Origin of the sequence: Streptomyces sp. 11-1-2 (assembly GCF_003595545.1) — a bacterium.
Lineage (GTDB): Bacteria > Actinomycetota > Actinomycetes > Streptomycetales > Streptomycetaceae > Streptomyces > Streptomyces hygroscopicus_B.
Genome location: NZ_CP022545.1, coordinates 4,784,863 through 4,809,920 on the forward strand (window position 1 = coordinate 4,784,863; position 25,058 = coordinate 4,809,920).

At 71.6% G+C, this 25,058-nt stretch carries 23 protein-coding genes; 6 read left to right on the top strand and 17 right to left on the bottom strand.

All coding sequences use genetic code 11. From position 1 onward, the window contains the following. Nucleotides 1-134: 134 nt before the first annotated feature. The 7 genes from CGL27_RS19955 to CGL27_RS19985 all read right to left on the bottom strand — a co-directional run bounded on the left by CGL27_RS19955 (nt 135) and on the right by CGL27_RS19985 (nt 6,700). Nucleotides 135-1,790, bottom strand: coding sequence for a beta-N-acetylhexosaminidase (locus CGL27_RS19955; protein WP_119989034.1), 1,656 nt, complete (start codon nt 1,788-1,790; stop codon nt 135-137). Between the two features lie 86 nt (nt 1,791-1,876). After that, entirely contained in the window at nt 1,877-2,746 is an 870-nt protein-coding gene (locus CGL27_RS19960) for a carbohydrate ABC transporter permease (protein WP_119989036.1), read from the bottom strand. After that, nucleotides 2,743-3,741, bottom strand: a complete 999-nt coding sequence (locus CGL27_RS19965) for a sugar ABC transporter permease (protein WP_119989038.1) — start codon at nt 3,739-3,741, stop codon at nt 2,743-2,745. Before CGL27_RS19965 ends, CGL27_RS19960 begins: the two co-directional genes overlap by 4 nt. Then, nucleotides 3,738-5,075 carry an extracellular solute-binding protein gene (locus tag CGL27_RS19970; protein ID WP_119989039.1) on the bottom strand — a complete coding sequence of 446 codons (1,338 nt, stop codon included), beginning with the start codon at nt 5,073-5,075 and terminating at the stop codon, nt 3,738-3,740. The genes CGL27_RS19965 and CGL27_RS19970 overlap by 4 nt, the downstream gene beginning before the upstream one ends. 157 nt (nt 5,076-5,232) lie before the next feature. Further along, entirely contained in the window at nt 5,233-5,658 is a 426-nt protein-coding gene (locus CGL27_RS19975; RefSeq protein WP_078641744.1) for a hypothetical protein, read from the bottom strand. Between the two features lie 145 nt (nt 5,659-5,803). After that, a complete protein-coding gene (locus CGL27_RS19980) occupies nt 5,804-6,091 on the bottom strand; it encodes a DUF3039 domain-containing protein (RefSeq protein WP_075200572.1) in 288 nt (95 codons plus the stop codon). 21 nt (nt 6,092-6,112) lie between these two features. After that, nucleotides 6,113-6,700, bottom strand: a complete 588-nt coding sequence (locus CGL27_RS19985; protein ID WP_078647448.1) for a YqgE/AlgH family protein — start codon at nt 6,698-6,700, stop codon at nt 6,113-6,115. A 256-nt stretch (nt 6,701-6,956) separates the two neighbouring features. Between CGL27_RS19985 and murA the strand changes: the two genes are divergently transcribed. Beyond that, nucleotides 6,957-8,300, top strand: coding sequence for a UDP-N-acetylglucosamine 1-carboxyvinyltransferase (gene murA / locus CGL27_RS19990; protein WP_078641745.1), 1,344 nt, complete (start codon nt 6,957-6,959; stop codon nt 8,298-8,300). Nucleotides 8,301-8,617: 317 nt separating this feature from the next. Here the strand turns inward: murA and CGL27_RS19995 are convergent, their stop codons facing one another. Both CGL27_RS19995 and CGL27_RS20000 read right to left on the bottom strand, forming a co-directional pair. Then, nucleotides 8,618-8,899 (bottom strand): HU family DNA-binding protein, encoded by a 282-nt coding sequence (locus CGL27_RS19995; protein WP_009717479.1) that lies wholly within the window; start codon nt 8,897-8,899, stop codon nt 8,618-8,620. Between the two features lie 255 nt (nt 8,900-9,154). Then, a complete protein-coding gene (locus CGL27_RS20000) occupies nt 9,155-10,576 on the bottom strand; it encodes an NAD-dependent malic enzyme (RefSeq protein WP_078641746.1) in 1,422 nt (473 codons plus the stop codon). A 269-nt stretch (nt 10,577-10,845) separates the two neighbouring features. Here CGL27_RS20000 and CGL27_RS20005 point away from each other — a divergent pair, with 269 nt between their 5' ends. Continuing rightward, a complete protein-coding gene (locus tag CGL27_RS20005; protein WP_014061093.1) occupies nt 10,846-11,055 on the top strand; it encodes a cold-shock protein in 210 nt (69 codons plus the stop codon). Between the two features lie 293 nt (nt 11,056-11,348). Here the strand turns inward: CGL27_RS20005 and CGL27_RS20010 are convergent, their stop codons facing one another. The 6 genes from CGL27_RS20010 to CGL27_RS20035 all read right to left on the bottom strand — a co-directional run bounded on the left by CGL27_RS20010 (nt 11,349) and on the right by CGL27_RS20035 (nt 19,549). Further along, nucleotides 11,349-13,877: a UvrD-helicase domain-containing protein gene (locus tag CGL27_RS20010; RefSeq protein ID WP_205587721.1), complete on the bottom strand. Its 2,529-nt coding sequence runs from the start codon at nt 13,875-13,877 to the stop codon at nt 11,349-11,351. Between the two features lie 63 nt (nt 13,878-13,940). Continuing rightward, nucleotides 13,941-14,702: a zf-HC2 domain-containing protein gene (locus CGL27_RS20015; protein WP_078641748.1), complete on the bottom strand. Its 762-nt coding sequence runs from the start codon at nt 14,700-14,702 to the stop codon at nt 13,941-13,943. Beyond that, nucleotides 14,699-15,220: a sigma-70 family RNA polymerase sigma factor gene (locus tag CGL27_RS20020; protein WP_020870913.1), complete on the bottom strand. Its 522-nt coding sequence runs from the start codon at nt 15,218-15,220 to the stop codon at nt 14,699-14,701. The genes CGL27_RS20015 and CGL27_RS20020 overlap by 4 nt, the downstream gene beginning before the upstream one ends. A 289-nt stretch (nt 15,221-15,509) precedes the next feature. Further along, nucleotides 15,510-16,106: an ABATE domain-containing protein gene (locus tag CGL27_RS20025; protein ID WP_119989041.1), complete on the bottom strand. Its 597-nt coding sequence runs from the start codon at nt 16,104-16,106 to the stop codon at nt 15,510-15,512. 722 nt (nt 16,107-16,828) lie between these two features. After that, nucleotides 16,829-17,995 carry a uroporphyrinogen-III synthase gene (locus tag CGL27_RS20030; RefSeq protein ID WP_119989043.1) on the bottom strand — a complete coding sequence of 389 codons (1,167 nt, stop codon included), beginning with the start codon at nt 17,993-17,995 and terminating at the stop codon, nt 16,829-16,831. Between the two features lie 156 nt (nt 17,996-18,151). Continuing rightward, the gene (locus CGL27_RS20035) at nt 18,152-19,549 is read right to left on the bottom strand and encodes a nitrate/nitrite transporter (protein ID WP_119989045.1); all 1,398 of its coding nucleotides are present in this window, start codon (nt 19,547-19,549) and stop codon (nt 18,152-18,154) included. A gap of 368 nt (nt 19,550-19,917) precedes the next feature. Here CGL27_RS20035 and CGL27_RS20045 point away from each other — a divergent pair, with 368 nt between their 5' ends. Further along, nucleotides 19,918-20,280: a DUF6247 family protein gene (locus CGL27_RS20045; protein ID WP_119989047.1), complete on the top strand. Its 363-nt coding sequence runs from the start codon at nt 19,918-19,920 to the stop codon at nt 20,278-20,280. Continuing rightward, nucleotides 20,277-20,564 (top strand): hypothetical protein, encoded by a 288-nt coding sequence (locus CGL27_RS20050; RefSeq protein ID WP_119989049.1) that lies wholly within the window; start codon nt 20,277-20,279, stop codon nt 20,562-20,564. The genes CGL27_RS20045 and CGL27_RS20050 overlap by 4 nt, the downstream gene beginning before the upstream one ends. Here the strand turns inward: CGL27_RS20050 and CGL27_RS20055 are convergent. After that, on the bottom strand, nt 20,540-21,523 hold the full coding sequence (locus CGL27_RS20055) for a LysR family transcriptional regulator (RefSeq protein ID WP_119994465.1): 984 nt from the start codon (nt 21,521-21,523) through the stop codon (nt 20,540-20,542). The two genes, CGL27_RS20050 and CGL27_RS20055, sit on opposite strands and share 25 nt — an antisense overlap. A 124-nt stretch (nt 21,524-21,647) precedes the next feature. Between CGL27_RS20055 and CGL27_RS20060 the strand changes: the two genes are divergently transcribed. Further along, nucleotides 21,648-23,000, top strand: coding sequence for an MFS transporter (locus CGL27_RS20060; protein ID WP_162953027.1), 1,353 nt, complete (start codon nt 21,648-21,650; stop codon nt 22,998-23,000). A gap of 56 nt (nt 23,001-23,056) precedes the next feature. On the opposite strand, the gene CGL27_RS20065 is transcribed toward CGL27_RS20060, so the two are convergent. Continuing rightward, nucleotides 23,057-23,950, bottom strand: a complete 894-nt coding sequence (locus CGL27_RS20065) for an alpha/beta fold hydrolase (protein WP_162953028.1) — start codon at nt 23,948-23,950, stop codon at nt 23,057-23,059. Nucleotides 23,951-24,043: 93 nt separating this feature from the next. Between CGL27_RS20065 and CGL27_RS20070 the strand changes: the two genes are divergently transcribed. Then, nucleotides 24,044-24,937 carry a LysR family transcriptional regulator gene (locus CGL27_RS20070; protein WP_119989051.1) on the top strand — a complete coding sequence of 298 codons (894 nt, stop codon included), beginning with the start codon at nt 24,044-24,046 and terminating at the stop codon, nt 24,935-24,937. Nucleotides 24,938-25,058: the final 121 nt, after the last annotated feature.

A 25,058-nucleotide genomic window follows, 5' to 3' on the forward strand; every position in this document is an offset into this window, starting at 1 on the left:
AGGGACCCTTGTGCGATTTGGTCTTGCGCCGGAGGGACTACGCTCCCAAGGGGCGGCGGAGCATCGGCGCGCACCTTTTCAGGGCCCGGTTACCCGGCCGCGACCGGGGGTCCCCCCGGCCGCGGCGGGGCGGCTCACACGATCGGGGGCGCTCCCTCGCGCGGACGTCCGAGCAGGCCGGGGCGCTGCTGCCAGGGAAGCGGCCCGGCGGGCGGGCGGTAGCTCACGCCGAGCGCGTCCAAACGCGCGTAATGTGCCTCCATGCGCCCCTGGAACGCACCGAAGTCCCGTTCGGACGACGGCGGCAGCGCCGACCAGACGACCTCGGCGAAGGCGGCGAGCCGGGGGAAGGTCTGGTAGTCGACCCGTCGGCGGTCCTCCATCACCTCGGTCCAGACATTGGCCTGGGCGCCCAGCACCCGGTCCGCGTCGGCTCCGGTGAGCTGTGGTGGAACCGGTTCGAAGCGATAGACATCCTCCAGGGTGCGGACGTAGCCGATCGGGACCGGCTCGTCCTCGCCCGGAGCCTGCCGGTGGTCGAAGTACACCTGCTGCTCGGGGCACATGACGACGTCATGGCCGGCCCGCGCGGCGGCGATCCCGCCCGCGTAGCCCTGCCAGGAGGAGACCGCGGCGCCCTCGGGCAGCGGGGCGTCGGGCGCGCCGCCCTCGAGGATCTCGTCCCAGCCGATCAGCCGGCGCCCGCGCTCGGCGAGCCAGTGGCCGAAGTGGCGGATGAGCCAGCTCTGCAGCTCGCCCTCGTCGGCGAGGCCCTGCGCGCGGATGCGCTCCTGGGCGGCCGGGGACGCCTTCCACTGGTCCTTGGGGCACTCGTCGCCGCCGATGTGGACGAAGGTGCCGGGGAACAGCTCCAGGACCTCTTCCAGCACGTGCTCGAAGAAGCGGAGCGTGTTGTCGGTGGGGGCGAGTACGTTCGGGTTGACGCCCCAGGTGGTCCAGACTCCGAGGGAGGCGGTGTCGATGACATCGGTGTTGCCCAGCTCCGGGTACGCGGCGATGGCGGCCTGCGAATGCCCGGGAATGTCGATCTCCGGCACGACGGTGATATGCCGCTCGGCGGCGTAGGCGACGATCTCGCGGATGTCGTCCTGGGTGTAGTAACCGCCGTGCGGCCGCTCGTCCCACAGCGGGGACGCCCGGTGGCCGAGCTTGGTGCGCTCACGCCAGGCGCCGGTCTCGGTCAGCTTCGGATAGCGGCGGATCTCGACGCGCCAGCCCTGGTCGTCGGTGAGATGGAAGTGGAAGACATTGAGCTTGTGGGCGGCGAGCAGGTCGAGATACGCGAAGACGCCGTCCTTGGGCATGAAGTGGCGGGCCACATCCAGCATCAGCCCGCGCCAGGCGAACCGGGGCGCGTCCTCGACCGTCCGCTCCGCCAGCTCCCAGCCGGTCTCCGCGTCCCTGAGCGGGGCGCGCCGGAAGGCGTCGGGGCCCAGTAGCTGACGGAGCGTCTGGGTGCCCCAGTGGACGCCCGCGGCCGTGCCGCCCGCGATCTCCACCCGGCCGTCGGCGACGGTGAGCCGGTAGCCCTCGGGCTCCAGCGCGGCGTCGATCCGCAGCGTGACGGTGTCGGGGCCGCCGGGTTCGCCGTCCGGCAGGGACAGGCCGAGCGCCTGGCCGAGGGTGGTGCGCAGCAGGCGCGCCACGCCCTCGGTGCCGGGGCCGGCGGCCAGAGCGGTGTGCCGCGGGTGGATCCGCGCGCCCGCGCGGCCCGTACGGCTCTGGTCATGGCGGGGCGCGGGGATCAGCCCCGCGGCGTCGTGTGTCATCTGCTCCCTCATCGGCCCTTGTCGGCGCTTGCCGGCGCTTGCCGGCGCGTTGACAGCCCTTGTCGGTCCGTTCGCCGGTCTCTTCGTCAGTCCTTCACGGCGCCGCCGAGACCGGAGACCAGTCGGCGCTGTACGAGGACGAAGAAGATCAGCACGGGGATGGTCATGACGGTGGACGCCGCCATGATGCCTCCCCAGTCGTTGCCCTCGGCCTTGAAGAAGACCAGCAGCGCCATCGGAAGGGTGGAGTTCTCGGTCGCGCTGATGATGAAGGACTTGGCGAACAGGAAGTCGTTCCAGGTGGAGATGAAGGAGAAGACGCTCGTCGCGACCAGTCCGGGGAAGACCAGCGGGAAGAGGATCTGCCACAGGAAGCGGGAGCGGCTGGCCCCGTCGAGATGGGCCGCCTCCTCCAGCGCCTCGGGCACGGCCTTGACGAAGCCGCGCAGCATCCAGATGGCGAACGGCAGCGAGAAGGCGATATGCGGCAGGATCAGCGAGCCCAGGGTGTTGAGCCCGATCCCCGGCACCGACTCCCCCAGATCGCGCATCAGGAAGAACAGCGGAATGGTCAGCGCCTCGATCGGCACCATCTGCGCGACCAGGAACATGATCAGCAGCGTGGTGCGGAAGCGGAACCGGAAGCGGGCGACCGCCGTCGCCGCGAGGAAGGCGATCAGCGCCGAGGCGACCACCACCACCGCGGCCACCAAGAGGCTGTTGAGGAAGTAGCGCCCGAAGTCCTCCTGCTGGAAGACGCGCCGGAAGGAGTCCAGCGACGGGGCCGTCGTCCACGGCCGGGGCTCGGTGGACTGGATCTCCCCCTCGGGCTTGAAGGCCGAGAGCACCATCCAGTACAGCGGGAAGGCGACCACGGCCGCCACGATCAGGGCGGTGGCCTCGGCGGCGAAGCGCCAGGGACGGCGGATGCGCAGCGAGACGCGCGAGTGGCTCACAGTTCTTCTCCCTGGCGTCGCAGCAGCCGCAGATACACCAGCGTCACGACCAGCAGGATCAGCAGCATCACCACGCCGATCGCCGAGCCCAGGCTGTACTGCGAGGACGCGAACGCCTTCTGGTACGCGTACACGTTGAGCACCATGTTCTGGCGCGCGATCCCGCCGCCGTCGGTCATGACGTAGATCTGGGTGAAGACCTTGAAGTCCCAGATGATGGACTGGATGGTCACCACGACGAGGATCGGCCGCAGCATCGGCGCCATGATGGTGCGCCAGATCCGCCAGGTGGAGGCGCCGTCGAGGGCGGCGGCCTCCAGCACCTCGGTGGGGATGGACTTGATACCCGCGTAGACGGTGACCATCACGAACGGGAACGAGCACCACACGACCTCGAACAGCACCAGGGCGAAGGCGCTGTAGCGGTCGTAGGTCCAGGAGTAGTTCTCGAACCCGGAGAGCCCGAACCACACCAGGATCTTGTTCACCGGCCCGAAGTCGGGGTCGAAGAGGAAGACCCAGACCGTCGAGCCGGTGATCGCCGGGGTGGCCCAGGCGCCGAGCGCGGCCAGCATCAGCGCCAGCCGCGGAATGGCCCGTACGCGCGTCAGCAGCACCGCGAGCGCACAGCCGACGGCGAGGGTCGACACCACGCAGACGGCGGCGAAGAGCAGGGTGGCGACGACGACGTTCCAGAACTCGCCGTCGCGGAACAGCTCGGCGTAGTTGGCGAATCCCTCGAAGGTGGTGGGTTCACCGCCGCTGACCTGCGCCTGGGTGTACTCCAAGAAGGAAATCAGGCCGAGCTGGTAGATCGGGTAGATGAGCAGCCCGCCCAGGACGACGAGCGCCGGGGCGAGATAGAGCCAGGGCGTCCAGGCTCCCCGCCGGGAGCCCTTCCCGGCTCGGCGCCCGGCCGGGACGACGGGTCCCGGCCGGGACCGGCGGCCCTTGACGGGGGCGCGCCGGGCGTGCTGTGCGGTGCCGGAGATCACTGCTGGAATGCCTCGTCCATCTTCTTCGCGGCGTCCTTGGTGGCGGTCTCCACGTTCTTACGGCCGCTGACGATCTCCTGGAACATGGTGGGCAGGATGAGCTGCGCGTCGATGGCCGCCCAGCCGGGCGAGGCGGGCACGAACTTGGCGCTGTCGTTGAGGGTCTTCACGAAGGGCTTGACGAAGGGGTCCTTCTGCGCGACATCGCCGCGCACATCGGTGAAGGTCGGCAGGAAGCCCATGGCGTCGTAGAGCTTGCGCTGGGTCTTCTTCCCGGAGAGCGTCTGCAGCAGGTCCACGGCGAGGGTGCGGTGCGTGGTGCTCTTGAGCACGCCGACGTTGTTACCGCCCGCGAAGGCCGGGGCGATGTCGCCCTTCTTCACGCCCGGCAGCGGCACGACCTTGTACTTGCCCTTGACCTTGCCCGCCTCGATGGCCTGACGGCTGAAGTCGCCGCCGATCGCCATGCCCGCCTTGCCCGAGGCGAACGCCTCGACGGTGTCGTTGCCGCCCCACTGGGCGCACTTGGCGGCCGGGCAGTTGTCGTTGCCGAAGAGCGAGGTGTACGCCTTGACGCCCTTCTGGGCGTCGGCGCTGTCGATGGCCGCCTCGTACTCGTTCGAGCCGAACTTGCCCTTCTCGCTGGCGAGATCGCCGCCGTTGGCCCAGATGAAGGGCATCGCGCCGTAGGTGTAGGCGCCGCCGACCGCGAGACCGTACAGATCCGACCGCTCCGAGCGGATCCTCTTCGCGGTCGCAATCAATTCGTCCTGGGTGGTCGGGGGCTCCAGGCCGAGGTCCTTGAAGACGTCCGTCCGGTAGTACAGCGCCCGGACGCCGACGAAGAGCGGAGCGCCGTAGACCTTGCCGCCGATGGTCAGCGAGTACTTCGCGGTGGGGTCGATGTTCGTCGAGTCACCCCAGGCGCCGAACTCCTTGCTGATGTCCAGCAGTCCGCCGTCCTTGACGTAGCCGGCGGTGTCGGTGTTGCCGTACTCGATGACGTCGGGAGCGCTCTTGGGGTCGTTGAAAGCCGCCTTGATCTTCTGCGCCCGGGTGTCGATCGGGATGTAGGTCACCTCGACCTCGGTCCCGTCGTGCTCCTTCTCGAAACCGGCGACCGCCTCGTCGATCACCTTCTTCTTGGGCGCGTTGTTGACCTCCTGGAAGAGCCAGACACGCAGCTTGCCGCTCTTCTCGTCCTTGTCGGAGCTGTTGTCGGAGGTGGAGGGAGCGCATCCGGTTGCGGCCAGCCCCGCCAGGGTCAGTGCCGCCACGGGCACGGTGACGCGGGAGGACAAGCGGGAGAACACGGAGAGATGGGACGACTTCATGAGGACCCTTAAACATTTGGCGTTGCAACATATGCAACGCATGTTTCGCTCAGCACAATATGCGTGAGGCTAGGGAACCTTGAGCGACCCCACAAGAGGTCTGAACCACTCCGTGACCAAATGAGCCGAACCACCGTGCGGCGAAACGAACTTCGCGCTAGCGACGCGGTAACTCTTCGCCCGGATAGGCGGGTTCAACATACGGCACGGCCTCTACCCGCGCACCCGCTTCCTCCAGGCGCGCGATCACCCGGTCCCAGTCGGGCCAGGTCTTCCGGATCCGCTCGAGGACGCGGTCGCTGGCCACCAGCACCACGTCACAGCCCGGGTCTGCCGCCCACTCCAAAAGTCTGGGAAGAGTCGGCTGCGCGACCGACATCACACAGCTCCCGGCGGGCCGGTAGCCCCGCTCGGCGGCCAGCCGCCCGCACTGTTCGAGCTGGGCGTCCCAGTCCTTCTCGAACTGGCAGTAGGCGCTGGCGCCTTCCGCATCGGGCTCGTCCACATCGGGCTCGTCGACCTCACGCGCCCCGAACACCAGATAGGCGGCCCGCGCCGCCCCGTTCTCCGTACGCCCGCTCATGAGCCGACCCTACTGGGGTCATCCGGCGCACGGCAGGGCGCACAAACACGGCATGCCCGGCCCGCGACCCCCGAGTGGGGTCGCGGGCCGGGCGAGCCGTCTGTCGCGCGAGGCTTCCCGTCAGGGCCTGGGGCCGACGGACCGGCTACTTCTTGCCGTCGCCGTCCTTGCCCTTGTCGCCGCCGGCGCCCATGCCCTCGAAGATCTCCTTGCACATGGGACACACCGGGTACTTCTTCGGGTCACGACCCGGGACCCAGACCTTGCCGCAGAGTGCGACGACGGGAGATCCGGAGAGGGCGCTCTCCATGATCTTGTCTTTCTGTACATAGTGGGCATAGCGCTCGTGGTCGCCGTCACCGTGCGACACCTGAGGTGTCGGCTCAACGAGGGTCCCCGTGCCTGCCCCGCGCTCGGGCTCAAGAGTGCTCATACAGCCCTAGGGTACTCATGCCTAGTTGAGAGAAGGGTCGTCCGGATACGTGGCGACCATGGCCAGCTCACTGCGCTGGCGGCGCAGCACCGCGCGCCACAGCCGCTCGGGGGCGGGCGAGGACACATCGCCCGGTTCGGACTCCACCACGTACCACGCGCCCTCGGCGAGCTCGTCCTCCAGTTGCCCCGGCCCCCAGCCCGCGTAACCGGCGAAGATCCGCAAGGACCCCACGGCGGCCGCCAGCAGCTCCGGCGGCGCCTCCAGGTCGACCAGCCCGATCGCCCCGTGCACTCTGCGCCAGCCGAGTGGCCCGTCCTCGGTGCGCGCCGCGGACCGCCCCGATTCGCCCGGGACGACGGCCACGCCCAGCGCGGAGTCCAGCGAGACCGGACCGCCCTGGAAGACCACCCCCGGCTCCCCGGCCAGCTCGGCCCACGACTCCAGGATGTCGCCCACCCCCACCGGGGTCGGGCGGTTCAGGACCACACCGAGCGAGCCCTCCTCGTCGTGATCGAGGAGGAGCACCACCGCGCGGTCGAAATTCGGGTCAGCAAGCGCCGGCGTCGCGACAAGCAGCCGTCCTGTGAGCGAGGACACCTCGGTCATGGCCACATGATCCCCCATATCCGGGCCGGACGGGGAGTGGAAGACGAGTCCCGTATGAGAGCAGGTCGGGGGCGCAAGACAGCAGATGCGGCGCACGTGACTGTGGGCTCTTCGAGAGGGACGGAACGTGTTGCCGCCCACACGGGAGGACTCAATGCGCGCAAGAGGCTTACGGAGGCGGTCTCCAGGGCCATTACTCTTGCCCTTTGGCCCCTGTGCCTTTTGGCCCCTGCCCGTCTCAGGAACGCGAGACCCGATGACCCGCTCGAACGATGTCCTGCTCGTCCACGGCGGCACCCCGCTCGAAGGCGAGATCCGTGTCCGCGGCGCGAAGAACCTCGTGCCGAAGGCCATGGTGGCCGCCCTGCTCGGCAGTGGGCCCAGCAGGCTGCGCAACGTCCCCGACATCCGCGATGTGCGGGTGGTGCGCGGGCTGCTGCAGCTGCACGGCGTGACGGTGCGCCCCGGTGACGAGTCCGGTGAGCTGGTGCTCGACCCCACGCACGTGGAGAGCGCCAATGTCGCCGACATCGACGCGCACGCCGGTTCCTCGCGGATCCCGATCCTCTTCTGCGGCCCGCTGCTGCACCGCCTCGGCCACGCCTTCATCCCGGGCCTGGGCGGCTGTGACATCGGCGGCCGGCCGATCGACTTCCACTTCGACGTACTGCGCCAGTTCGGGGCGACGATCGAGAAGCGGGCGGACGGACAGTACCTGGAGGCCCCGCAGCGGCTGCGCGGCACCAAGATCCGGCTGCCGTACCCCTCGGTGGGCTCCACCGAGCAGGTGCTGCTGACGGCGGTGCTCGCCGAGGGTGTGACGGAACTCTCCAACGCGGCGGTCGAGCCGGAGATCGAGGACCTCATCTGCGTGCTGCAGAAGATGGGCGCCATCATCTCCATGGACACCGACCGCACGATCCGGATCACCGGTGTCGACAAGCTCGGCGGCTACAACCACCGCGCCCTCCCGGACCGCCTGGAGGCCGCCTCCTGGGCGAGCGCGGCGCTGGCGACCGAGGGCAGCATCTATGTGCGCGGCGCCCGGCAGCGCGAGATGATGACCTTCCTGAACACCTACCGCAAGGTGGGCGGCGCCTTCGACATCGGCGACGAGGGCATACGGTTCTGGCACCCCGGCGGCAAGCTCGACGCGATCGCCCTGGAGACCGACGTCCACCCCGGCTTCCAGACCGACTGGCAGCAGCCGCTGGTGGTGGCCCTGACCCAGGCGTCGGGCCTGTCCATCGTCCACGAGACGGTCTACGAGTCGCGGCTGGGCTTCACCTCGGCGCTCAACCAGATGGGCGCCCACATCCAGCTCTACCGCGAATGCCTGGGCGGCTCCGCGTGCCGCTTCGGCCAGCGCAACTTCCTGCACTCCGCGGTCGTCTCCGGCCCCACCAAGCTCCAAGGCGCCGACCTGATCATCCCCGACCTCCGCGGCGGCTTCTCCTACCTGATCGCGGCCCTGGCGGCCCAGGGCACCTCGCGGGTCCACGGCATCGACCTGATCAACCGCGGCTACGAGAACTTCATGGAGAAGCTCGTGGAGCTGGGCGCGAAGGTAGAACTCCCGGGCGGCACCGCCCCCGCATAACCCCTCCCCCGGCCCGACAGCCGGACCCCCACCACTACAGCCCGCCCCGGCACCCGGGGCGGGCTGCCCCATCCCCACACCCCGAGCCACGACGACGCCCCCGCTGGGGGGATGCAGCGTGGGGAAGCTGGTCGGGCTCGGCTCGGAGGTGGAGCTGCCGGGGGCCGCGCGCCCCGCGTGGGCGCGGTGGCGCCGAGTCCGACGCCTCGTAGCGGCGGGCTCGGGCGCCGTGGGCCTCGTAGACGGGTCTCAGGGCCCGTAGGAGCGCCAAAAGGGGCGGTCACCCGAGGGTGACCGCCCCTTTCGTTCGCGAGGGCTTACTTGCCCTTGGCGGCTTCCTTGAGCTTGGAGCCCGCGGAGACCTTCACGCTGTAGCCGGCCGGGATCTCGATCGGCTCACCGGTCTGCGGGTTGCGCGCGGTGCGAGCGGCACGGTGGGTGCGCTCGAAGGTCAGGAAGCCGGGGATGGTGACCTTCTCGTCGCCCTTCGCGACGACCTCACCGGTCACCTCGGCGAGGGCGGCCAGCACGGCGTCGGCGTCCTTTCGGGTCACCTCGGCGCGCTCGGACAGAGCGGCCACCAGCTCACTGCGGTTCATGTTGTACTCCCGTGTTCATCTTGCCAATGAGGCGTGAGATCGAAGCCGATGCTGCCAGGGCCCTCGGACAGTCCCCGGACCCGGGTCTGCTGTTCAGACCCTCGCGCCCGGAACGCATCCTGCCCGCACCTGTGGCGGGAAAGCCAATCCGGAGCCCTCGAGAGTCACACGAAAAGCGCCGTGGCGGTCGTTTTCCTGCCCGCCACCCTAAGGCTGCCTCCGGGACCCCACAGCGCGCGACGCGCCGTGCCGGGCCTAGACCGCAGTGGTACCGGTCACAGGGCGCGCCGCGTCCCGTACGGCTCCGGCGACCGCCCCCGCGACCTTGTCGTTGAAGACGCTCGGAATGATGTAGTTGGCATTGAGCTCGTCGTCGTGGACGACGTCCGCGAGCGCGCCGGCAGCGGCCAGCATCATCTCGGTGTTCACCGTACGCGACTGCGCGTCCAGCAAACCACGGAAAACGCCCGGGAACACCAGCACGTTGTTGATCTGGTTCGGGAAGTCCGAGCGCCCGGTGGCCACCACCGCGGCGGTCTGGCGGGCGATCGCCGGGTCCACCTCGGGGTCGGGGTTGGCGAGCGCGAAGACGATCGCGCCGTCCGCCATGGCGGCCACGTCGTCGCCCGAGAGCACGTTCGGGGCCGAGACGCCGATGAAGACGTCCGCGCCGCGCACGGCCTCGCGCAGGGTGCCCGTGACGCCCTCCGGGTTGGTGTTGTCGGCGATCCAGCGCAGCGGGGACTCCGGGTCGGCGGAGACCAGGTCCTCGCGCCCGGCGTGCACCACGCCGTGGATGTCGGCGACCACCGCGTGCCGCACGCCCGCGGCGATCAGCAGCCGCAGGATGGCGGTGCCGGCGGCGCCCGCGCCGGACATGACGACCCTCACATCCTCGATCTTCTTGTCGACCACCCGCAGCGCGTTGGTGAGGGCGGCCAGCACCACGATCGCGGTGCCGTGCTGGTCGTCGTGGAAGACCGGGATGTCCACGGACTCGCGCAGCCGCGCCTCGATCTCGAAGCAGCGGGGAGCGGAGATGTCCTCCAGGTTGATCCCCGCGAAGCCGGGGGCGATGGCCTTCACGATCGCGACGATCTCGTCGGTGTCCTGGGTGTCCAGGCAGATCGGCCAGGCGTCGATGCCCGCGAAGCGCTTGAACAGGGCCGCCTTGCCCTCCATGACCGGCAGGGCCGCCTTGGGGCCGATGTTGCCGAGGCCCAGGACCGCGGAGCCGTCGGTGACGACGGCCACACTGTTGCGCTTGATGGTGAGGCGCCGGGCGTCCTCGGGGTTCTCCGCGATGGCCTGGCAGACCCGGGCGACGCCCGGGGTGTAGACCATGGAGAGGTCGTCACGGTTACGGATGGGGTGTTTCGACGACATCTCGATCTTGCCGCCGAGGTGCATCAGGAACGTACGGTCGGAGACCTTGCCGAGCGAGACACCTTCGATGCCCCGCAGCTTCTCCACGATTTCCTGGGCGTGCGCGGTCGAGGTGGCGGCGATGGTGACGTCGATACGGAGCTTCTCGTGGCCGGAAGCGGTCACATCGAGGCCCGTGACCGAGCCACCGGAGGACTCCACGGCCGTGGTCAGCTGGCTGACCGCGGTACCGCTCGCGGGCACCTCCAGCCGGACCGTAATCGAGTACGAGACGCTGGGCGCCGTTGCCATGGCCTGCTTCCTCTGCTTTCCCTTGTTCATGCTGTCCGGGCCGCGGGGTTGCCGGGCCACGTCCTCAGATAGTTGCACCTACCTCTCGGTACGGGGTAACCCGCCCCGACTTTCGGACATATTGTTCTGACATAGCAGAGTGGGGTCAGCCGAGTGGAAAGCCCCACTCCTTCGCGGGAACGCCTGGCGAGGCGGGCCGTCCGCCGCATCCACCGTCCTAGGCTCTGGCGCGCTACAGCGTCAGAGGAAGAGACAAGAGGAGCGCGGGCATGGCTCAGGGCACCGTGAAGTGGTTCAACGCCGAGAAGGGCTACGGCTTCATCGCCCAGGAGGACGGCGGACCGGACGTCTTCGTCCACTACAGCTCGATCGACGGGAGCGGCTACCGCAGCCTGGTCGACGAGCAGCGGGTCGAATTCCAGATCGTGCAGGGCCGCAAGGGCCCGCAAGCGGAAGAGGTCCGCATCCTGGGCGGCTGACACCGCCCGGCGCGGACCCCTTACGCAAAAGATGAGAGTTCGGAAGAGAAGGGTGGCACCGACCCGCCATGCTCGCCTCGCGGCAAGTGGTCGCTCGAAGCGACGAAGGTTGGGCCCGGGGGCTTGGATCGGGCCGGTGCCACGTCAAGGCTAACAAACAGGTCCGGGAAGGGATTCCCCTCCCGGGGGTTGATTTCGCCCCCGTCGTCCCGAGCGGACCAGGCGCCCCTTACGGCCGCCTCCCAGCGGCGGCCGGGGGCCTGGGCGCCCCCGGCCGAGCGTTCCGGAAGAATTCACTCCCGCAGCAGGTCGGGGACGCCGTGGGGGTCCGGCTCGTCGCGTGCGCCCGACACCACCGTCAGCCGCTGGGTCGCGCGGGTGAGCGCCACGTACAGCACCCGTAGCCCCGCGGGCGACTCGTCGGCGATCTCGGCGGGCGAGACCACGACCGTCGCGTCGTACTCCAGCCCCTTCGCCTCCAGGCTGCCCAGCGCCACCACCCGGTGGCCCAGACCGGTCAGCCACTGACGGGCCTGCTCGCGGCGGTTCATCGCGACGACGACGCCGACGGTGCCCTCCACCTCGTCCAGCAGCCGGAGCGCCTCCCGGCGCGCGGCCGCGCCGAGGTCGCCGTCCGCGCCCGGTGCGAACCGCGGCTCCACGCCCGTGGAGCGGACCGCCTCGGGCGCGGGGGTGCCGGGCATCGCGAGCGTGAGGACCCTGGTGGCCAGCTCGGCGATCTCGGACGGGTTGCGGTAGTTGACGGTGAGGGTGAAGCGGCGGCGCGGGCGGCTGCCGAGCGCCTCGTCCCGGGCCCGCCCCGCCTCGTCCGGGTCGGACCAGGAGCTTTGGGCCGGGTCGCCGACGACCGTCCAGGTGGCGTGGCGGCCACGCCGTCCGACCATCCGCCACTGCATGGGGGTGAGGTCCTGCGCCTCGTCGACGATGACGTGGGCGTAGTCGGCGCGCTCCCGCTCGGCCCGGTCCGCGCGGCTGCGGCGGGGGCCGACGCGGTCGGCGTAGGTGGTCAGCTCCTCCAGACCGGTCAACTGGTCCAGCGGATCCACCTCGCGGGGGGTCGCGGGGCGGGCGGGGAGGCCCAGCAGGGTGTTCAGCTCGTCCAGCAGCGCCACGTCGTGGACCGACAGCGGGCCCTGCCCGTCCGGGCCCAGCCGGGCCAGCGACCGGGCCACCTGGCGGACCTCGCGGGGGTTGAGCACCCTCCGCGACCAGCGCGCCAGCCGCTTCTCGTCGGCCATGGCGGCGAGGACGGAGCGGGGGGTGAGCTCGGGCCACCAGGCGTCCAGGAACTCCTGGAAGACGTCCTCGGAGGAGATGTCCTCGTCGAAACCCTCCCGCGCCTCGGCGGCCAGCTCGGGGTCGGTGTAGCGCCGGGGCGCGCCGGAGCGGGTCCACAGCGCGTCCAGGAGCAGCCGACGGGCGCGGGGGCGCAGCAGGTTGACGGGCGCGGTGCCGCCCAGCACGTTCTGGCGGATGCGGCGCAGTTCATCGGCGTCCAGCTCGATCCGGGCGCCGAAGGCGACCACGCGCAGCCGCTCGGGCGGGCCGCCGGGTCTGGTCCCGGAGCCCGCGCCGGGTCTGCCGCCGTCGTTCGGCGAGGCCGCGGCGGGGGCGCCGAGCGCCGCGTCGAGGGTCAACTGGCCGTCGTCCGACGACGAGGCCGACGAGGGGTCTGACGAAGAGTTCGATGAATGATCCGACGGCGAGGCCGATCCGGCGGCGGCTCCCCGCGGCATCTCCAGCGCGCCGCGGGCGGCCTTGCGCAGCACCCTCAGCATCCGGGAGGAGCCCTTGACGCGGGCCACGGCCGGGGTGTCGTACGTGGTGGCCTCGGCGCCCTCCACCAGGGAGCCCACCGCGCGGATGGCCACCTGGCCCTCCTCGCCCAGTGAGGGCAGCACGCCCTCGGTGTAGGCGACCAGCAGCGGGGTGGGGCTGACCACGAGGATGCCGCCCGCGTAGCGCCGCCGGTCCTGGTAGAGGAGGTACGCCGCGCGGTGCAGCGCGACCGCCGTCTTCCCGGTGCCGGGGCCGCCCTCGACCTCGGTGATGGAGGCGGCGGGGGCGCGGATCACCTGGTCCTGCTCGGCCTGGATGGAGGCGACGATGTCCCGCATGGTGTGGCCGCGGGCCTGGCCCAGCGCGGCCATCAGCGCGCCGTCGCCGACCACCGGCAGCGCGGCGCCGTCGAGGGTCGCGCTGAGCTCCGGGCGCAGCAGGTCGTCCTCGACGCCGAGCACCCGGCGGCCCTTGCTGCGGATCACCCGGCGGCGGACGACCCGGCCGGGGGCGACCGGAGTCGAGCGGTAGAAGGGCGCGGCGGCGGGCGCCCGCCAGTCGATCACCAGCGGGGCGTAGTCGGCGTCGAGCACGCCGATGCGGCCGATGTGCAGGGTTTCGGCGATCTCCGCGCGGTCGCCGTCCGGGCCGGTGCGGATGGCGTCGTCGGCGGGCTCGACGGAGGTGTAGGCGCCGTCGGGGCCGCGCTCGCCGTCCTTGCCCGGCAGCAGATCGATGCGGCCGAAGAGGAAGTCCTCGAACTCGCTGTTCAGCCGGTTGAGGTGGACCCCGGCCCGGAAGACCTGGGCGTCCCGTTCGGCGAGCGCCCCGGGCGTACCGACCTGGCCGCGCTTGGCGGCGTCGTCCATGAGGAACTCCGCCTCGTGGATCTTCTCCTCGAGGCGGTGGTACACCCGGTCCAGATGCGTCTGCTCGATCCGGATCTCGCGGTCCCGGACCCCGTCCGCGCCGTCCCGCCGCGGTGCCGTCCGGTCGTCATGCGTGGCGTTCTGCGCGGCCACCCAGGCCCCCTTCTGTGTTCTTAAGGGCAGCCGTTAACCGTACACCCCCGGGGAGAGGGATTTTCAGAGCCTGACCTCGGCCAGGCGCTGGCCGTCCAGCGTGCGGACCTCGAAGCGCTCGATGTCGTCGGTGTTCATGGCGGCGCCACCCTGGGCGTAGAGCGGCTCCTTGCTCCAGCGCGAGCCGTCCCCGTCCGTGATGCCGTAGCCCGATGTGGGCACGGCCCAGGTGGTGATGGTCTCCTCGTGGCCGTCCTTGCCGATGGCCACCAGGTCGCAGGTGCGCGGTCCCTTGAGGTTGCCCAGCTTGAGGGCGACGGAGGTGCCCCAGCCCTTCTGCTGCAGCGAGACGGACGCGTCCACCTTGGTGACCGGGTCCACCGCGCTGAACTTCTTGCCCTGGTCGTACACCTGCTGGGAGGTGGAGACCACCGCCTGGGTCTTCCCGCCGTCGTCGGAACTCGCGGTGAGCGCCGCTCCCGCGAGCGGGCCGCCGACGATGAGGACGGCGGCCGCGGCGACGAGGTAGAGCCGCCTTCTGCCGGATGCCTTGCGGCTGACCGTGACGTCTTCCAGGAGCCGGTCGAGCAGTTCGGGCCCGGGGCGGGCGGTGACCACCGACGGATCCGGGAGCGCGGTGCCGTCGGCGGCGGTGGCGTACTCGGCCAGCAGGGGCGGGAGGCCCATCAGCTCGTCGAGCTCGGCGGCGCACCGCTCGCACCCGATGAGGTGGTCCTCGAAGCGCGCCGCGTCGGCGGGGTCGAGCACTCCGAGCGCATAGGCGCCGACCGCGGTGTGCTGCTGGTCGTCCGCTGCCGGCATCATGCCGTAACCCCCCGTTCCTCGAGCGAGAGCTTCAGGGAGCGCAGCGCGTAGAAGACCCGGGACCGTACCGTCCCGGCGGGAACGCCCAGCACTTCGGCCGCCTCACTCACCGTCCGTCCCTTGAAGTATGTCTCCACGAGGGCCGCTCTATGTGCATCGGTGAGGTCATTCAACGCGTCGGAAATGGTCATCTGGCGCAATGCGCGGTCGATGTCGTCCGCGGCGGGCATCACGTGGAGCGGTGCCGCGTCCACTTCATGGGGACGTGCGCGGCGCTGACGGTGGCCGTCGATGACGATGCGGCGGGCCACGGTCACCAGCCAGGGCCGTACCGACCCGCCGGAACGGCGGAGTTGGTCGGCGTTGCGCCAGGCCCGGAGCAAGGTCTCCTGGACCACGTCCTCGGCGCGATGCCGGTCGCCCGCGACCAGGCGCAGGACGAAGGCGAGAAGCGGGCCCGCGTGCTCCGCGTAGAGCGCGCGCATGAGCGCGTCGTCCGGTGTCGTCCTCTCGGTCACGAGGGCATCTTTGCGTACGCAAGCCGCCGGGTCGAGGGGGGAACGGGCTGGAAACGCTCGGCGTTCATCGGCCACCGTGTGATGTACGTCCCAATTCCGAGCTGAACATCTCCCCCTGTGCGATGCGTACTTGAGCCCGAGTAGGCCGACGCCGGGCGGGTGTCGGCCATCAGGAAGGGCTCCCTCCCCAAATCCGCCCCGCAGGCCCCGGTCCCCCCATCCGGGGTCTGTGTCATGTCTGAATCTGGTTCATGTTTTGCTGAAGTTTGGGTTTAGGTGACGCTTGGGGTTACCCGAGGGCTGGGTTCACCCGACGGCGGTGACGGGCGACTCGTTCGCGGTTTCCGCAGATTTCGCTGGAGCACCAGCGCCTCCGGCGGCCGCGCGAGGTATCGAGGTAGAGCAACGAGCAGGTCTCCCCCTCGCAGCGCCGCAACTGCCCGCGTGCCACCGGGTCGGTGAGCAGCTGCACCGCGTCCCGGGCGATCTGGGAGAGCAGCGCGCCGCAGTCGGGCTTCCCGGCGAGGGCGCGGACCAGGGTGCCGTCGGGGGTCCGTACGGCGCGCAGGGCGGGCGGGGCGGTGGCGGCCAGCGCGTTCATCCGCTCCAGGTCGGCGCCGGCGGCGTGGCCCTCGACCTCGGTGTGAACGATGCGGTGCAGCAGATCGCGGGCCGCCCGGAAGCGGACGAGCCAGCGGTGGTCCACGACGTCGAGCGGGGTGCCGCCGGGCACCAGACCGGCGCCGAGCAGCCAGGCTCTGAGGGGCTCCACACCGCCGAGCCGCTCCACGGGCGCCTCGCTGAGCCGGCCGCCGACGGTGGCCACCAGGTCCAGGCAGATCCGTCCCGAGTCGAACCGCAGGTCGTAGCCCGACGCCGCCGCCATGTTCCTGTCACCCCTTGGGGAAGGGCCGATCCGGTCACCTTTCAGAGTGCCCGCCCCGCCTGTCACCCGGAACCCCTCCGGGGGCGAGGCCGGGCGAACGCCTCGCAAACGCTTTGCGCGGGGCGCCGCCGTGGTGACCCTGTGGGGTGGTGGTGCCGGGTGCGGACCGTGGACGCCTCCGGCGGAAAGTCCCCCACCCCGCCCCTTCCCGAAACGAGGGGCTCCGCCCCGGACCCCGCTCCTCAAACGCCGGAGGGGCTGAATTTTCCGCCCCGGACGACCCGGAACCGCACACCACACGTGCCACCGACGGCACCCGCAAGATGGGGGGAGGGGACGGGGCCGCTCCCACCCCCGAGCTGAGCGCGGGACAGTCAGGCGCCCCGTGCCACCGGCGGCTAGCCACAAGACGGCAGGACGGCGCGGGCTCGCACCCACCCCCAGCCAACACCCGGCCCCGGGCCGAACGCGGGACGGGCAGGCGGCCCGTGCCACCGGCGGGCGGTCGCCGACGAGACGGGAGGGGGCGGGGGCGCAGGGGTGGGGTCCTGGACGCTTACGTGTATTTGTGGCGCCAATCCCCGACCAACTCAACGCCCCCGGCCAATGGCGCCGTAAATATACGGTCCAGGGCCCCGCCCCGGAGGCCCCGCACCCGGCACCCGGCACCCGGCACCCGGCACACAACCGACCGCGCACCCCACCGCACCCCCGGTGGGCAGCTACGCGTCCGCGTACTTCGTTTCGGCCGAGGGGTCCAGCGCCAGCCGGTACCCGCGTTTGACCACAGTCTGGATGAGTTTGGGGGAGCCGAGGGCCGTGCGCAGGCGGGCCATCGCCGTTTCCACCGCGTGTTCGTCGCGGCCCGCGCCCGGCAGGGAGCGCAGCAGTTCCGCGCGGGCCACGACCCAGCCGGGGCGGCGGGCCAGGGCGCGTAGCAGAGCCATCCCCGCAGGTGGCACGGTGCGCAGTTCGCCGTCGACGACCACGGCGTGGCCGCGGATCTCCAGGCGTCGCCCGGCGATCGGCAACGGGCGGACCCGGCCCGGGAGTTCGGCTGTCAGCAGTTGGACGAGGGGGCCGAGGCGGAACCGTTCGGGCTGGGAGGTGGGTATGTCGTGGGCCTCCAGCGGGAGCGCGGTGACCGGGCCGACGCAGGCCGTCAGCACGTCGTGGCGGAGCGCGTCGAGGAGTTCCTCGCGCATCCCGCGCCGTTCGGCCCGGTCCAGCAGGCTCGCGGCGGCGGGGGCACTGGTGAAGGTGACGGCGTCCAGGGCGCGGGCGACCGTGGCGTCCAGCAGCCGGTCGACGGGCCCGATGTCCTCCGGTGGCATCCAGCGGTAGACCGGCACCCCGACCACCTCCGCTCCCCCGGCACGCAGCGACTCGACGAAGCCGGGCAGCGGTTCGCCGTGCAGTTGGATGGCGATGCGCTGCCCCTCGACGCCCTCCTCCAGCAGCCGGTCGAGCACCTCGGCCATGGACTCGGAGGGCGGGGACCACTCCTCGGTGAGCCCGGCGGCCCGGATCGCCCCGCGCACCTTGGGTCCGCGGGCCAGCAGCCGCACCTCGCGCAGCCGGTCGAGCAGCGCGTCGCCCAGGCCCCAGCCGTCGGCGGCCTCGACCCAGCCGCGGAAGCCGATGGCGGTGGTGGCGATGACGACGTGCGGGGCGTGGTCGATCAACTGCTTGGTGGCGGCCAGGAGTTCGGAGTCGTCGGCCAGCGGCACGATCCGCAGCGCCGGTGCGTGCATCACGGCCGCGCCGCGGCGCCGCAGCAGCGCGCCGAGCTCATCCGCGCGCCGTGCCGCGGTGACCCCCACGGTGAATCCGGCGAGAGGGCCGACGGGTGCTTCGTCGCCCGCGGCTCCGGTCTGTTCTCGGTGCATGGCTCTTGTCCCGATCTCCCGATTCACTCGCGTATGGGCGCCTCCGGTTCCGCATCCTGTCGCCGTCCCGTGACGGTGGCGGTTCACGGAGGTTTCCCACCTGTAACGGGGCGTACGGCCGGGGGCTTCCCCGGTCGACCGTACGCCCCGAGCCGCTCAGACGTCCGCGTAGGCGGGTTGCCGCTCCGACCGCGGATCATGCGTGTCCGGCTCGGCGGCGGGCACCGGGGCCGGGCGGGCGCCGCGGAGGTATACGGCCCAGGTGACCGCGGAGCACACGGCGTAGAAGGCGAGGAAGGAGACGAAGGCGGGGGTGCCGGAGTGGGCGCGGGCGAACGACTCCCGGAAGACGAGGTTGATCCCGAGCCCGCCGAGCGCGCCGACCGCCCCGATCAGCCCCATCGCCGCGCCCGAGAGCCGCCGCCCGTAGGACGCGGCCTTCTCGCCCGCGAGGCCCCGGGCGAGGGCCTTCGCCTGGAAGATGCCGGGGATCATCTTGAAGGTGGAGCCGTTGCCGAGCCCGCTGAGGACGAAGAGGGCGATGAAGCCGGCGAGGAAGACGGGCAGCGACTTCTGCGCGGAGGCGTAGACGACCACGAGGGCGGCCGCGGCCATGGCGGCGAAGTTCCACAGGGTGATCTTCGCGCCGCCGTGGGTGTCGGCGAGCCGCCCGCCGACGGGGCGGATGAGCGAGCCGAGCAGCGGGCCGATGAAGGTGAGCGAGGCGGCCTGCAGCGGCGTGCGGTCGAACTGGTTCTGCAGCACCAGGCCGAAGGCGAAGCTGTAGCCGATGAACGAGCCGAAGGTGCCGATGTAGAGCAGCGACATGATCCAGGTGTGGGCGTCCCGCGCCGCCTCCTTGGCCGCCCCGGAGTCGTTGCGCACCGGCGCCAGGTTGTCCATGAACAGCGCCGAGAGCGCCGCCGCGACCACGATCAGCGGGATGTAGACGGCGAGCACGAGCCGTGGATGGGCCGCCCCGGCGGTGCCGATGACCAGCAGTCCGATCAACTGGATCACGGGCACGCCGATGTTGCCGCCGCCCGCGTTGAGCCCGAGCGCCCAGCCCTTCTTGCGCAGCGGGTAGAAGGAGTTGATGTTGGTCATGGACGAGGCGAAGTTGCCACCGCCGACTCCGGTGAGCGCCGCGACCACCATGAAGGTGGTGTAGGAGGTCCCGGGCTCCATCACCGCGGCGGCGGTGACCGCGGGCACGAGCAGCATCGCCGCGCTGATGATCGTCCAGTTGCGGCCGCCGAACCGGGCGACGGCGAAGGTGTACGGGACCCGAAGGATCCCGCCGACCAGCGTGGGCATGGCCACCAGGAAGAACTTCCCGGCCGCGTCGACGCCGTACTCCGGCCCCATGAACAGGACCATCACCGACCACAGGCTCCAGATGGAGAACCCGATGTGCTCGGAGAGGATGGAGAAGACCAGATTGCGGGTGGCGACCCGCTCCCCCCTCTCCCTCCAGAAGGTCTCGTCCTCCGGGTCCCACTGCTCGATCCAGCGGCCCCCCTTGCGTGCGGCGGTGGTGGTCGGGGCAGTCATCACGCCTCCACAGTTCTCGGTGTCGCTGCCCGACGGTAGGGACGGCGCATTACCGCGCTGTGGCGGCAGGTGACGCGGACGAAACCTTGCACTCACCTGCGGGGGCGGGTGGCGGTGAGGGGTTTCCGGGGGCTCGGAGTGCCGGGGCCGGGGCGGGGGCCCCGGGGTCTGGTTCCGGAGTCCCGGAGTCCCGGAGTCCCGGGATCCCGGGGACCGGGGCCGGGGCGGGGCCCCTGGGGCTGGTTCCGGAGTCCCGGGATCCCGGGGATTCCCTCCTGCGGTGGAGTCGTGGCCATCGCATACGCGACGCGAGGTATCGCCCGGTACCGTACGCGGTGCACCGCCCGCCCGCCCCGCCGGAGGATCGCATGAGCAGCCAGCCGGACCACCCGCACGTGCCTGTCATCCCGCAGCCGCCGATGACGCGGGACGCCTTGCGGGAAGCGGTCAAACGGCTCGACCTGGCGCGCATCGCCGAGTTCGACCGCGAGCTGGGCGAGGCGTTCGACCGCGCCGTGCAGACCGCTTCGACCACGCCGATGCGGCTGTTCCTGGAGAAGTGGGCGACGGTCGTCGCGATCGAACGCCACCCCGGGAGGTTCCACGCCATGCGCGAGGCGGAGCGCGTCACCGGCGATCCGCAGGCCACGGAAGAGGAGTTCCGTTCTGCGCAACAGACCATCGCCCGCATCCTCCGCGAGGCATCCGCCGAGGCCGGGGCCGACGGGTGAACACACGGGGCGAAGGCGTCGAGGACACCGTCGGCTGGGCCTGGGAGTACAACCCCGACGCCGAGTGGGTCGTCGGCGGCATGAAGGACGCGGACCGGTGCGCGGTCGAGGTGATCGGCAGCGCCCTGGCCGATCTCGCGGCCCAGGGGCTCGGCCCGGACGGTCTCCTCGACGACGACCCCGAACCCCATCGCCTGCGTACGTACAGCGTCGAGACGATGCTCGTCTGGTACCAGGTGATTCCGCATCGCAAGCGCGTCTACATCAACCGCGTCAATCTCTGATCATCACTGCCCGCCTCCGGGCGTGGCAGCCAGGCGCCCGGTGGGCGGGCGAGCCAGTCGGACGTGGTGGCGAGGGTGTGGGCCGCCGTGTGAAGGGCGTCCAGGCCGGGGTGGTGCAGGTCGCGGCGCCAGAGCAGGGAGACCGGGGAGAGCGGGACCGGGTCGGTGAGGGGGCGTAGCACCGTGCCGGGGAGGTGGATGAACACCTCGCTGGCCAGCACCGACCAGCGGCGCTTGGTCACCACCCGGATGAACTCCTCGTCCCCCTCGATCTCCGGGAACGGCTCCGCCATCGCGATCCCGCGCCCCGCGAAGAGCTGCGCGGCCAGGTCGGTCCACTCGGTGGTGGTGGGGTTGCCCGCCGCCGCGTACAGGGTCTCGCCCGCGAGCGCGGACAGCGGGATCTCCTGGAGCCGGGCCAGCGGGTGGTCCTCGCGCAGGACCACGGCGATGCGCTCATAGCGGATGAGGCGGTGTTCCAGCCGGGCGAGCACGGCGGGGTCGAGGCCGTGGGCCCGGCCGAAGGAGACATCGAGGCGGCCGGCGAGGAGTTCGGCGGCGGCCCCGGCCAGTCCGCTGTGGAAGCGGGCCACCAGTTCGGTCTCGGGGCCGAGGCGGTGCCGCGCCTCCGTCAGCACCTGGTTCCCCGTGCTCACCGGGGCGCCCACGTCCACCAGCAGCGGGCGGCGCTCGGCCCCGCTGAAGGCCGCCGCCAGGTCGTCCTGGGCCTGGAGCACCCGCCGGGCGTACGGGAGCAGCCGTTCGCCCGCGGCCGTGAGGGCGACCTGGCGGGTGGTGCGGACGAACAGCTCCGCGCCCAACTCCCGCTCCAGGCGGCGGATGTCGCGGCTGAGGGCCTGCTGGGCGACGTAGAGGCGGGCGGCGGCTCGGGTGAAGTGCAGTTCGTCGGCGACGGCGGTGAAGGCGCGCAGCAGGCGCGGTTCGAGGTCCCGGTTCACGCGCACCATGGTGACCGACGCGATCCTCGATCCTTCACCCCACTCGGCATTGACAACGAATATGCGTGAATGGGCCCGGATCAGGTGTTGGACCGCCCCCGGGCGGCCCCGGGACCGTGGTGGGGTGATCCTCTTCCTCGCCTCCCGGCCCGTTGTGCCGCGTCCCTCCCGCCCCGCCTCCCGGCCCGTTGTGCCGCGTCCCTCCCGCCCCGCCTCCCGGCCCGGCGTCGCCCCCGCCCCGCCGCGCCGCCGCAGGTCGCCACTCGCCCCGTACCGTCGGCTCTTCGCCACCCCCGGCGCGCTCGCCTTCACGCTCGCGGCCCTTGTCGGACGGCTGCCGGGCTCGATGCTCGGCGTCTCCACGGTGCTGATGATCGCCACGGTGCGGGACTCGTACGCGCTCGCGGGCGCCGTCTCGGCGACCGGAGTCGCGGTGACGGCGGTCGCGGGGCCGCTGCTGGGGCGGCTGGTCGACCGGTACGGGCAGGCCAGGGTCGCGGTCCCGGCCGTCGTCGTCTTCGTGGCCGGGGCGACCGCCATGGTGCTGTGCGTCCACTTCGGCGCCCCGGCCTGGGCGCTGTTCTGCTGCGCGGCGGGCTCGTCCGGCGTGCCCGGCCTGGGCGCGATGACCCGCGCCCGCTGGGCCGCGCTGCACCGCGACGACCCGGTCGCCCGGCACACCGCCGCCTCCTTCGAGCAGGTCGTGGACGAGGTCTGCTTCATGGCCGGGCCCGCGCTGGCCATGGTGCTGTGCACGGCGGTGCTCCCCGAGGCGGGTCTGGTCACGGCGGCGGCGCTGCTGTTCACCGGCACCCTGCTGTTCGCCGCCCAGCGCCGCACCGAACCGCCGCCGGAACCGCACGCCGCCCGGGGGCGCGCGCTCCTCACCCCCGCTCTGCGCGTCGTCCTGTTGACCTTCCTCGCGACCGGCGCGGTCTTCGGCTCGATGGAGGTGGCGACGGTCGCCGCCGTCGGCTCGTACGGGGGCTCCACGGCGAGCGGCGCCGTCCTCGCCCTCCAGGCCGCCGGCTCCTGCGCCGCCGGGCTGGTCTTCGGCGCGCTGCCACCGCGCGGTACGGCCGGAGGGCGCCTGGTGGCGGGCGTGGCCGCGATGGCCCTGGCCGTCCTCCCCCTCCTGACCGCCCACAGCCTCGGCACCCTCGCCCCGCTGCTCTTCCTGGCGGGCATGGCCACGGCCCCCACGATGATCACCGGCATGACCCTGGTCCACCGCCTGCTCCCGACCGCCCGCCTCAACGAGGGGATGACCACCGTGTACACCGGTCTGCTCATCGGCATCTCCACGGGCGCCGCGGTGGGCGGCTGGACGGTGGACCACCTGGCCCCCACATCGGCCTACCTCACCCCGGCGACGGCAGCCGCCCTCGCCTTCGCCATCGCCTGGTCGGGCCGGGGTTGTCTGCGGGCCCCGCTACGGTCCCTACCGCAAGCACACGGCTCGGAGGGCCGGCCATGACCACATCGCCGGAACACGCGGACGTCCGCACTCAGTTAGGTTGACCGAGCCGGGTGTCACGACCCGTCCGCCTCCGCCAGGAAGGGCGCGAGCAGCGACAGCAAGGGGCCCGGGTGCTCCTCGGGGAGGTGGTGGCCGCTGTCGTCGATCACGGCACCGCGGGTCGCCGGGGCGACCTGGCCCAGGCTGTGGAGAGGGGCCGCGCCACCGGCCCGGCCGCAGCCGACGGCGAGGGTGGGCATCGGCAGCCGGGTGCGGGCGAGTTCGGCGATGGCGGCGGTGTCGGCGGGCGCGTTGCGGTAGTACGCGAAGCCGTTGGCCAGCCGCCCCGGCCGGGTGTAGGTGCGCAGATAGGTGTCGACATCGGCGGGGCGGATGGCCCCGCTCTCCATGGCGGGCCCGTAGAAGTGCTCCAGCAGGATCCGCTCCCGGCCCTCCGCCAGCTCCTCCGCGAGACCGGGCACCGAGAAGAAGCCGAAGTGCCAGAGCCCGGCGCGGGCGATCAGCTCGCTCAGCCCGAAGCCGTGCAGCGGCACGGCGAGCAGGGTGAAGCTGCGGACATGGGAGGGGTGGGCGGCGGCCCACGCATAGCCGATGGGGCCGCCCAGATCGTGGCCGACGACATGGACCCGGTCCAGGCCCAGTTCGGCGCGCCAGGCGTCGAGGAGGTCGGCGGCGATCCGGACGCCGTGGCCGCGCGGGGAGGAGCCCGAGTCGCCGAGGCCCGGCAGGTCCACCGCGAACACCTCGTGGTCGCGGGCGAGTTGGGGGATCACCTTGCGCCAGGCGTACCAGGTCTGCGGCCAGCCGTGGAGCAGGACGACGGGGGTCCCCGACCCTGCCCGCACCCAGTGCAGCCGTACGCCCTCGACCGTCGTCTCGCGGTGTTCTAGGTGCTCTAGGTGCTCTCGGTGTTCCAGGTGCTCTCGATGTTCTCGCGTCGCGTTCATGCGGGCCAGTCGAGCACCGGCACACCGGTATTTTCTTCTTTGATATATGAGAGGTGAAGGGATTATTCGTGATCGGATATAGGCTTGGCTCTCATGGAGCTGCGCCATCTGCGCTATGCGCTCGCCCTTTCCGAGCACGCCCACTTCGGCCGCGCCGCCGCCGCGCTGGGCATTCGGCAACCCCCGCTGTCCCAGCAGATCAAGGCGCTGGAGACCGAGTTGGGCGTACGGCTCTTCGACCGCACCGGGCACGGCGTGCGGCCCACCGCCGCGGGCGAGGCGTTCCTGGCCCGGGCCCGGCAGGTGCTGGACCATCTCGACCTCGCCGTACGGGACGCGGCCGACGCCGGGCGGGGCGAGACCGGTTCGCTCGCCATCGGCTTCCTCGGCACCGCGCTGGCCGCCGTGCTGCCCGAGGTGCTCACCGCCTTCCGGACCCGCCGCCCGCAAGTCCGGCTGGAGCTGCGCGAACTCCCCAGCGCCCGGCAGATCGAGGCGCTGCTGGACGGCAGCCTGGACGCCGGGGTCATCTGCGGCCCGCCGCCCGCATCCGCCCGGCGGCGGTTGAGCAGCCTGCCACTGGGCCGGGAGACCCTGGTGGCGGCGGTGCCGTCCGGCCATCCGCTGACCGGTGCCGCGGCCGTGCCCGTACGGGCGCTGGACGGCGAGCCGCTGATCCTCTCCTCGCGGCAGGCCGAGCCCGCCGCCGCCGATGTGGCGCTCGCCGTATGCCGCGCCGCCGGGGTCGAGCCGAGGATCGCTCATGAGGCGCACAATCTGCACACCCTGCTCGGGCTGGTCGCCTGCGGGCTGGGCATCGGCATCGGACCGGCGGGGATGCGGCGGTTCCGGCATGTGGGGGTGACCCTGCTGCCGTTGGAACCGGCCGCCGCCGGGCTGGAGTTCCACCTCGCGCATCGCTTCGGACCGGTCCCGAGCGTCCTGGGCGCCTTCCTCCGCACGGTGCGCCAGGTCCATCGGGGCTGAGCCCGCAAACGCGACCTCCGCGCCCGCTCCCGCCCGTTTTGTCAACGGCATTGACATATCCCTCTCACCCCTCGTATACCTCTCCCCATCGAAGCGCTTCGACGAACGTTGCACGTGCGCC

Bases quoted from the DNA above. Each gene is read 5' to 3' on its own strand.
- CGL27_RS20035 (WP_119989045.1), bottom strand. From the start codon at position 19,549: ATGACTGCCCCGACCACCACCGCCGCACGCAAGGGGGGCCGCTGGATC.
- CGL27_RS19975 (WP_078641744.1), bottom strand. From the start codon at position 5,658: ATGAGCGGGCGTACGGAGAACGGGGCGGCGCGGGCCGCCTATCTGGTG.
- CGL27_RS20000 (WP_078641746.1), bottom strand. From the start codon at position 10,576: ATGGCAACGGCGCCCAGCGTCTCGTACTCGATTACGGTCCGGCTGGAG.
- CGL27_RS20045 (WP_119989047.1), top strand. From the start codon at position 19,918: ATGAGCAGCCAGCCGGACCACCCGCACGTGCCTGTCATCCCGCAGCCG.
- CGL27_RS19970 (WP_119989039.1), bottom strand. From the start codon at position 5,075: ATGAAGTCGTCCCATCTCTCCGTGTTCTCCCGCTTGTCCTCCCGCGTC.
- CGL27_RS19985 (WP_078647448.1), bottom strand. From the start codon at position 6,700: ATGACCGAGGTGTCCTCGCTCACAGGACGGCTGCTTGTCGCGACGCCG.
- CGL27_RS20015 (WP_078641748.1), bottom strand. From the start codon at position 14,702: ATGATGCCGGCAGCGGACGACCAGCAGCACACCGCGGTCGGCGCCTAT.
- CGL27_RS19980 (WP_075200572.1), bottom strand. From the start codon at position 6,091: ATGAGCACTCTTGAGCCCGAGCGCGGGGCAGGCACGGGGACCCTCGTT.
- CGL27_RS20030 (WP_119989043.1), bottom strand. From the start codon at position 17,995: ATGCACCGAGAACAGACCGGAGCCGCGGGCGACGAAGCACCCGTCGGC.
- CGL27_RS19955 (WP_119989034.1), bottom strand. From the start codon at position 1,790: ATGACACACGACGCCGCGGGGCTGATCCCCGCGCCCCGCCATGACCAG.
- murA (WP_078641745.1), top strand. From the start codon at position 6,957: ATGACCCGCTCGAACGATGTCCTGCTCGTCCACGGCGGCACCCCGCTC.
- CGL27_RS20065 (WP_162953028.1), bottom strand. From the start codon at position 23,950: ATGAACGCGACGCGAGAACATCGAGAGCACCTGGAACACCGAGAGCAC.
- CGL27_RS20025 (WP_119989041.1), bottom strand. From the start codon at position 16,106: ATGGCGGCGGCGTCGGGCTACGACCTGCGGTTCGACTCGGGACGGATC.
- CGL27_RS20005 (WP_014061093.1), top strand. From the start codon at position 10,846: ATGGCTCAGGGCACCGTGAAGTGGTTCAACGCCGAGAAGGGCTACGGC.
- CGL27_RS19995 (WP_009717479.1), bottom strand. From the start codon at position 8,899: ATGAACCGCAGTGAGCTGGTGGCCGCTCTGTCCGAGCGCGCCGAGGTG.
- CGL27_RS20070 (WP_119989051.1), top strand. From the start codon at position 24,044: ATGGAGCTGCGCCATCTGCGCTATGCGCTCGCCCTTTCCGAGCACGCC.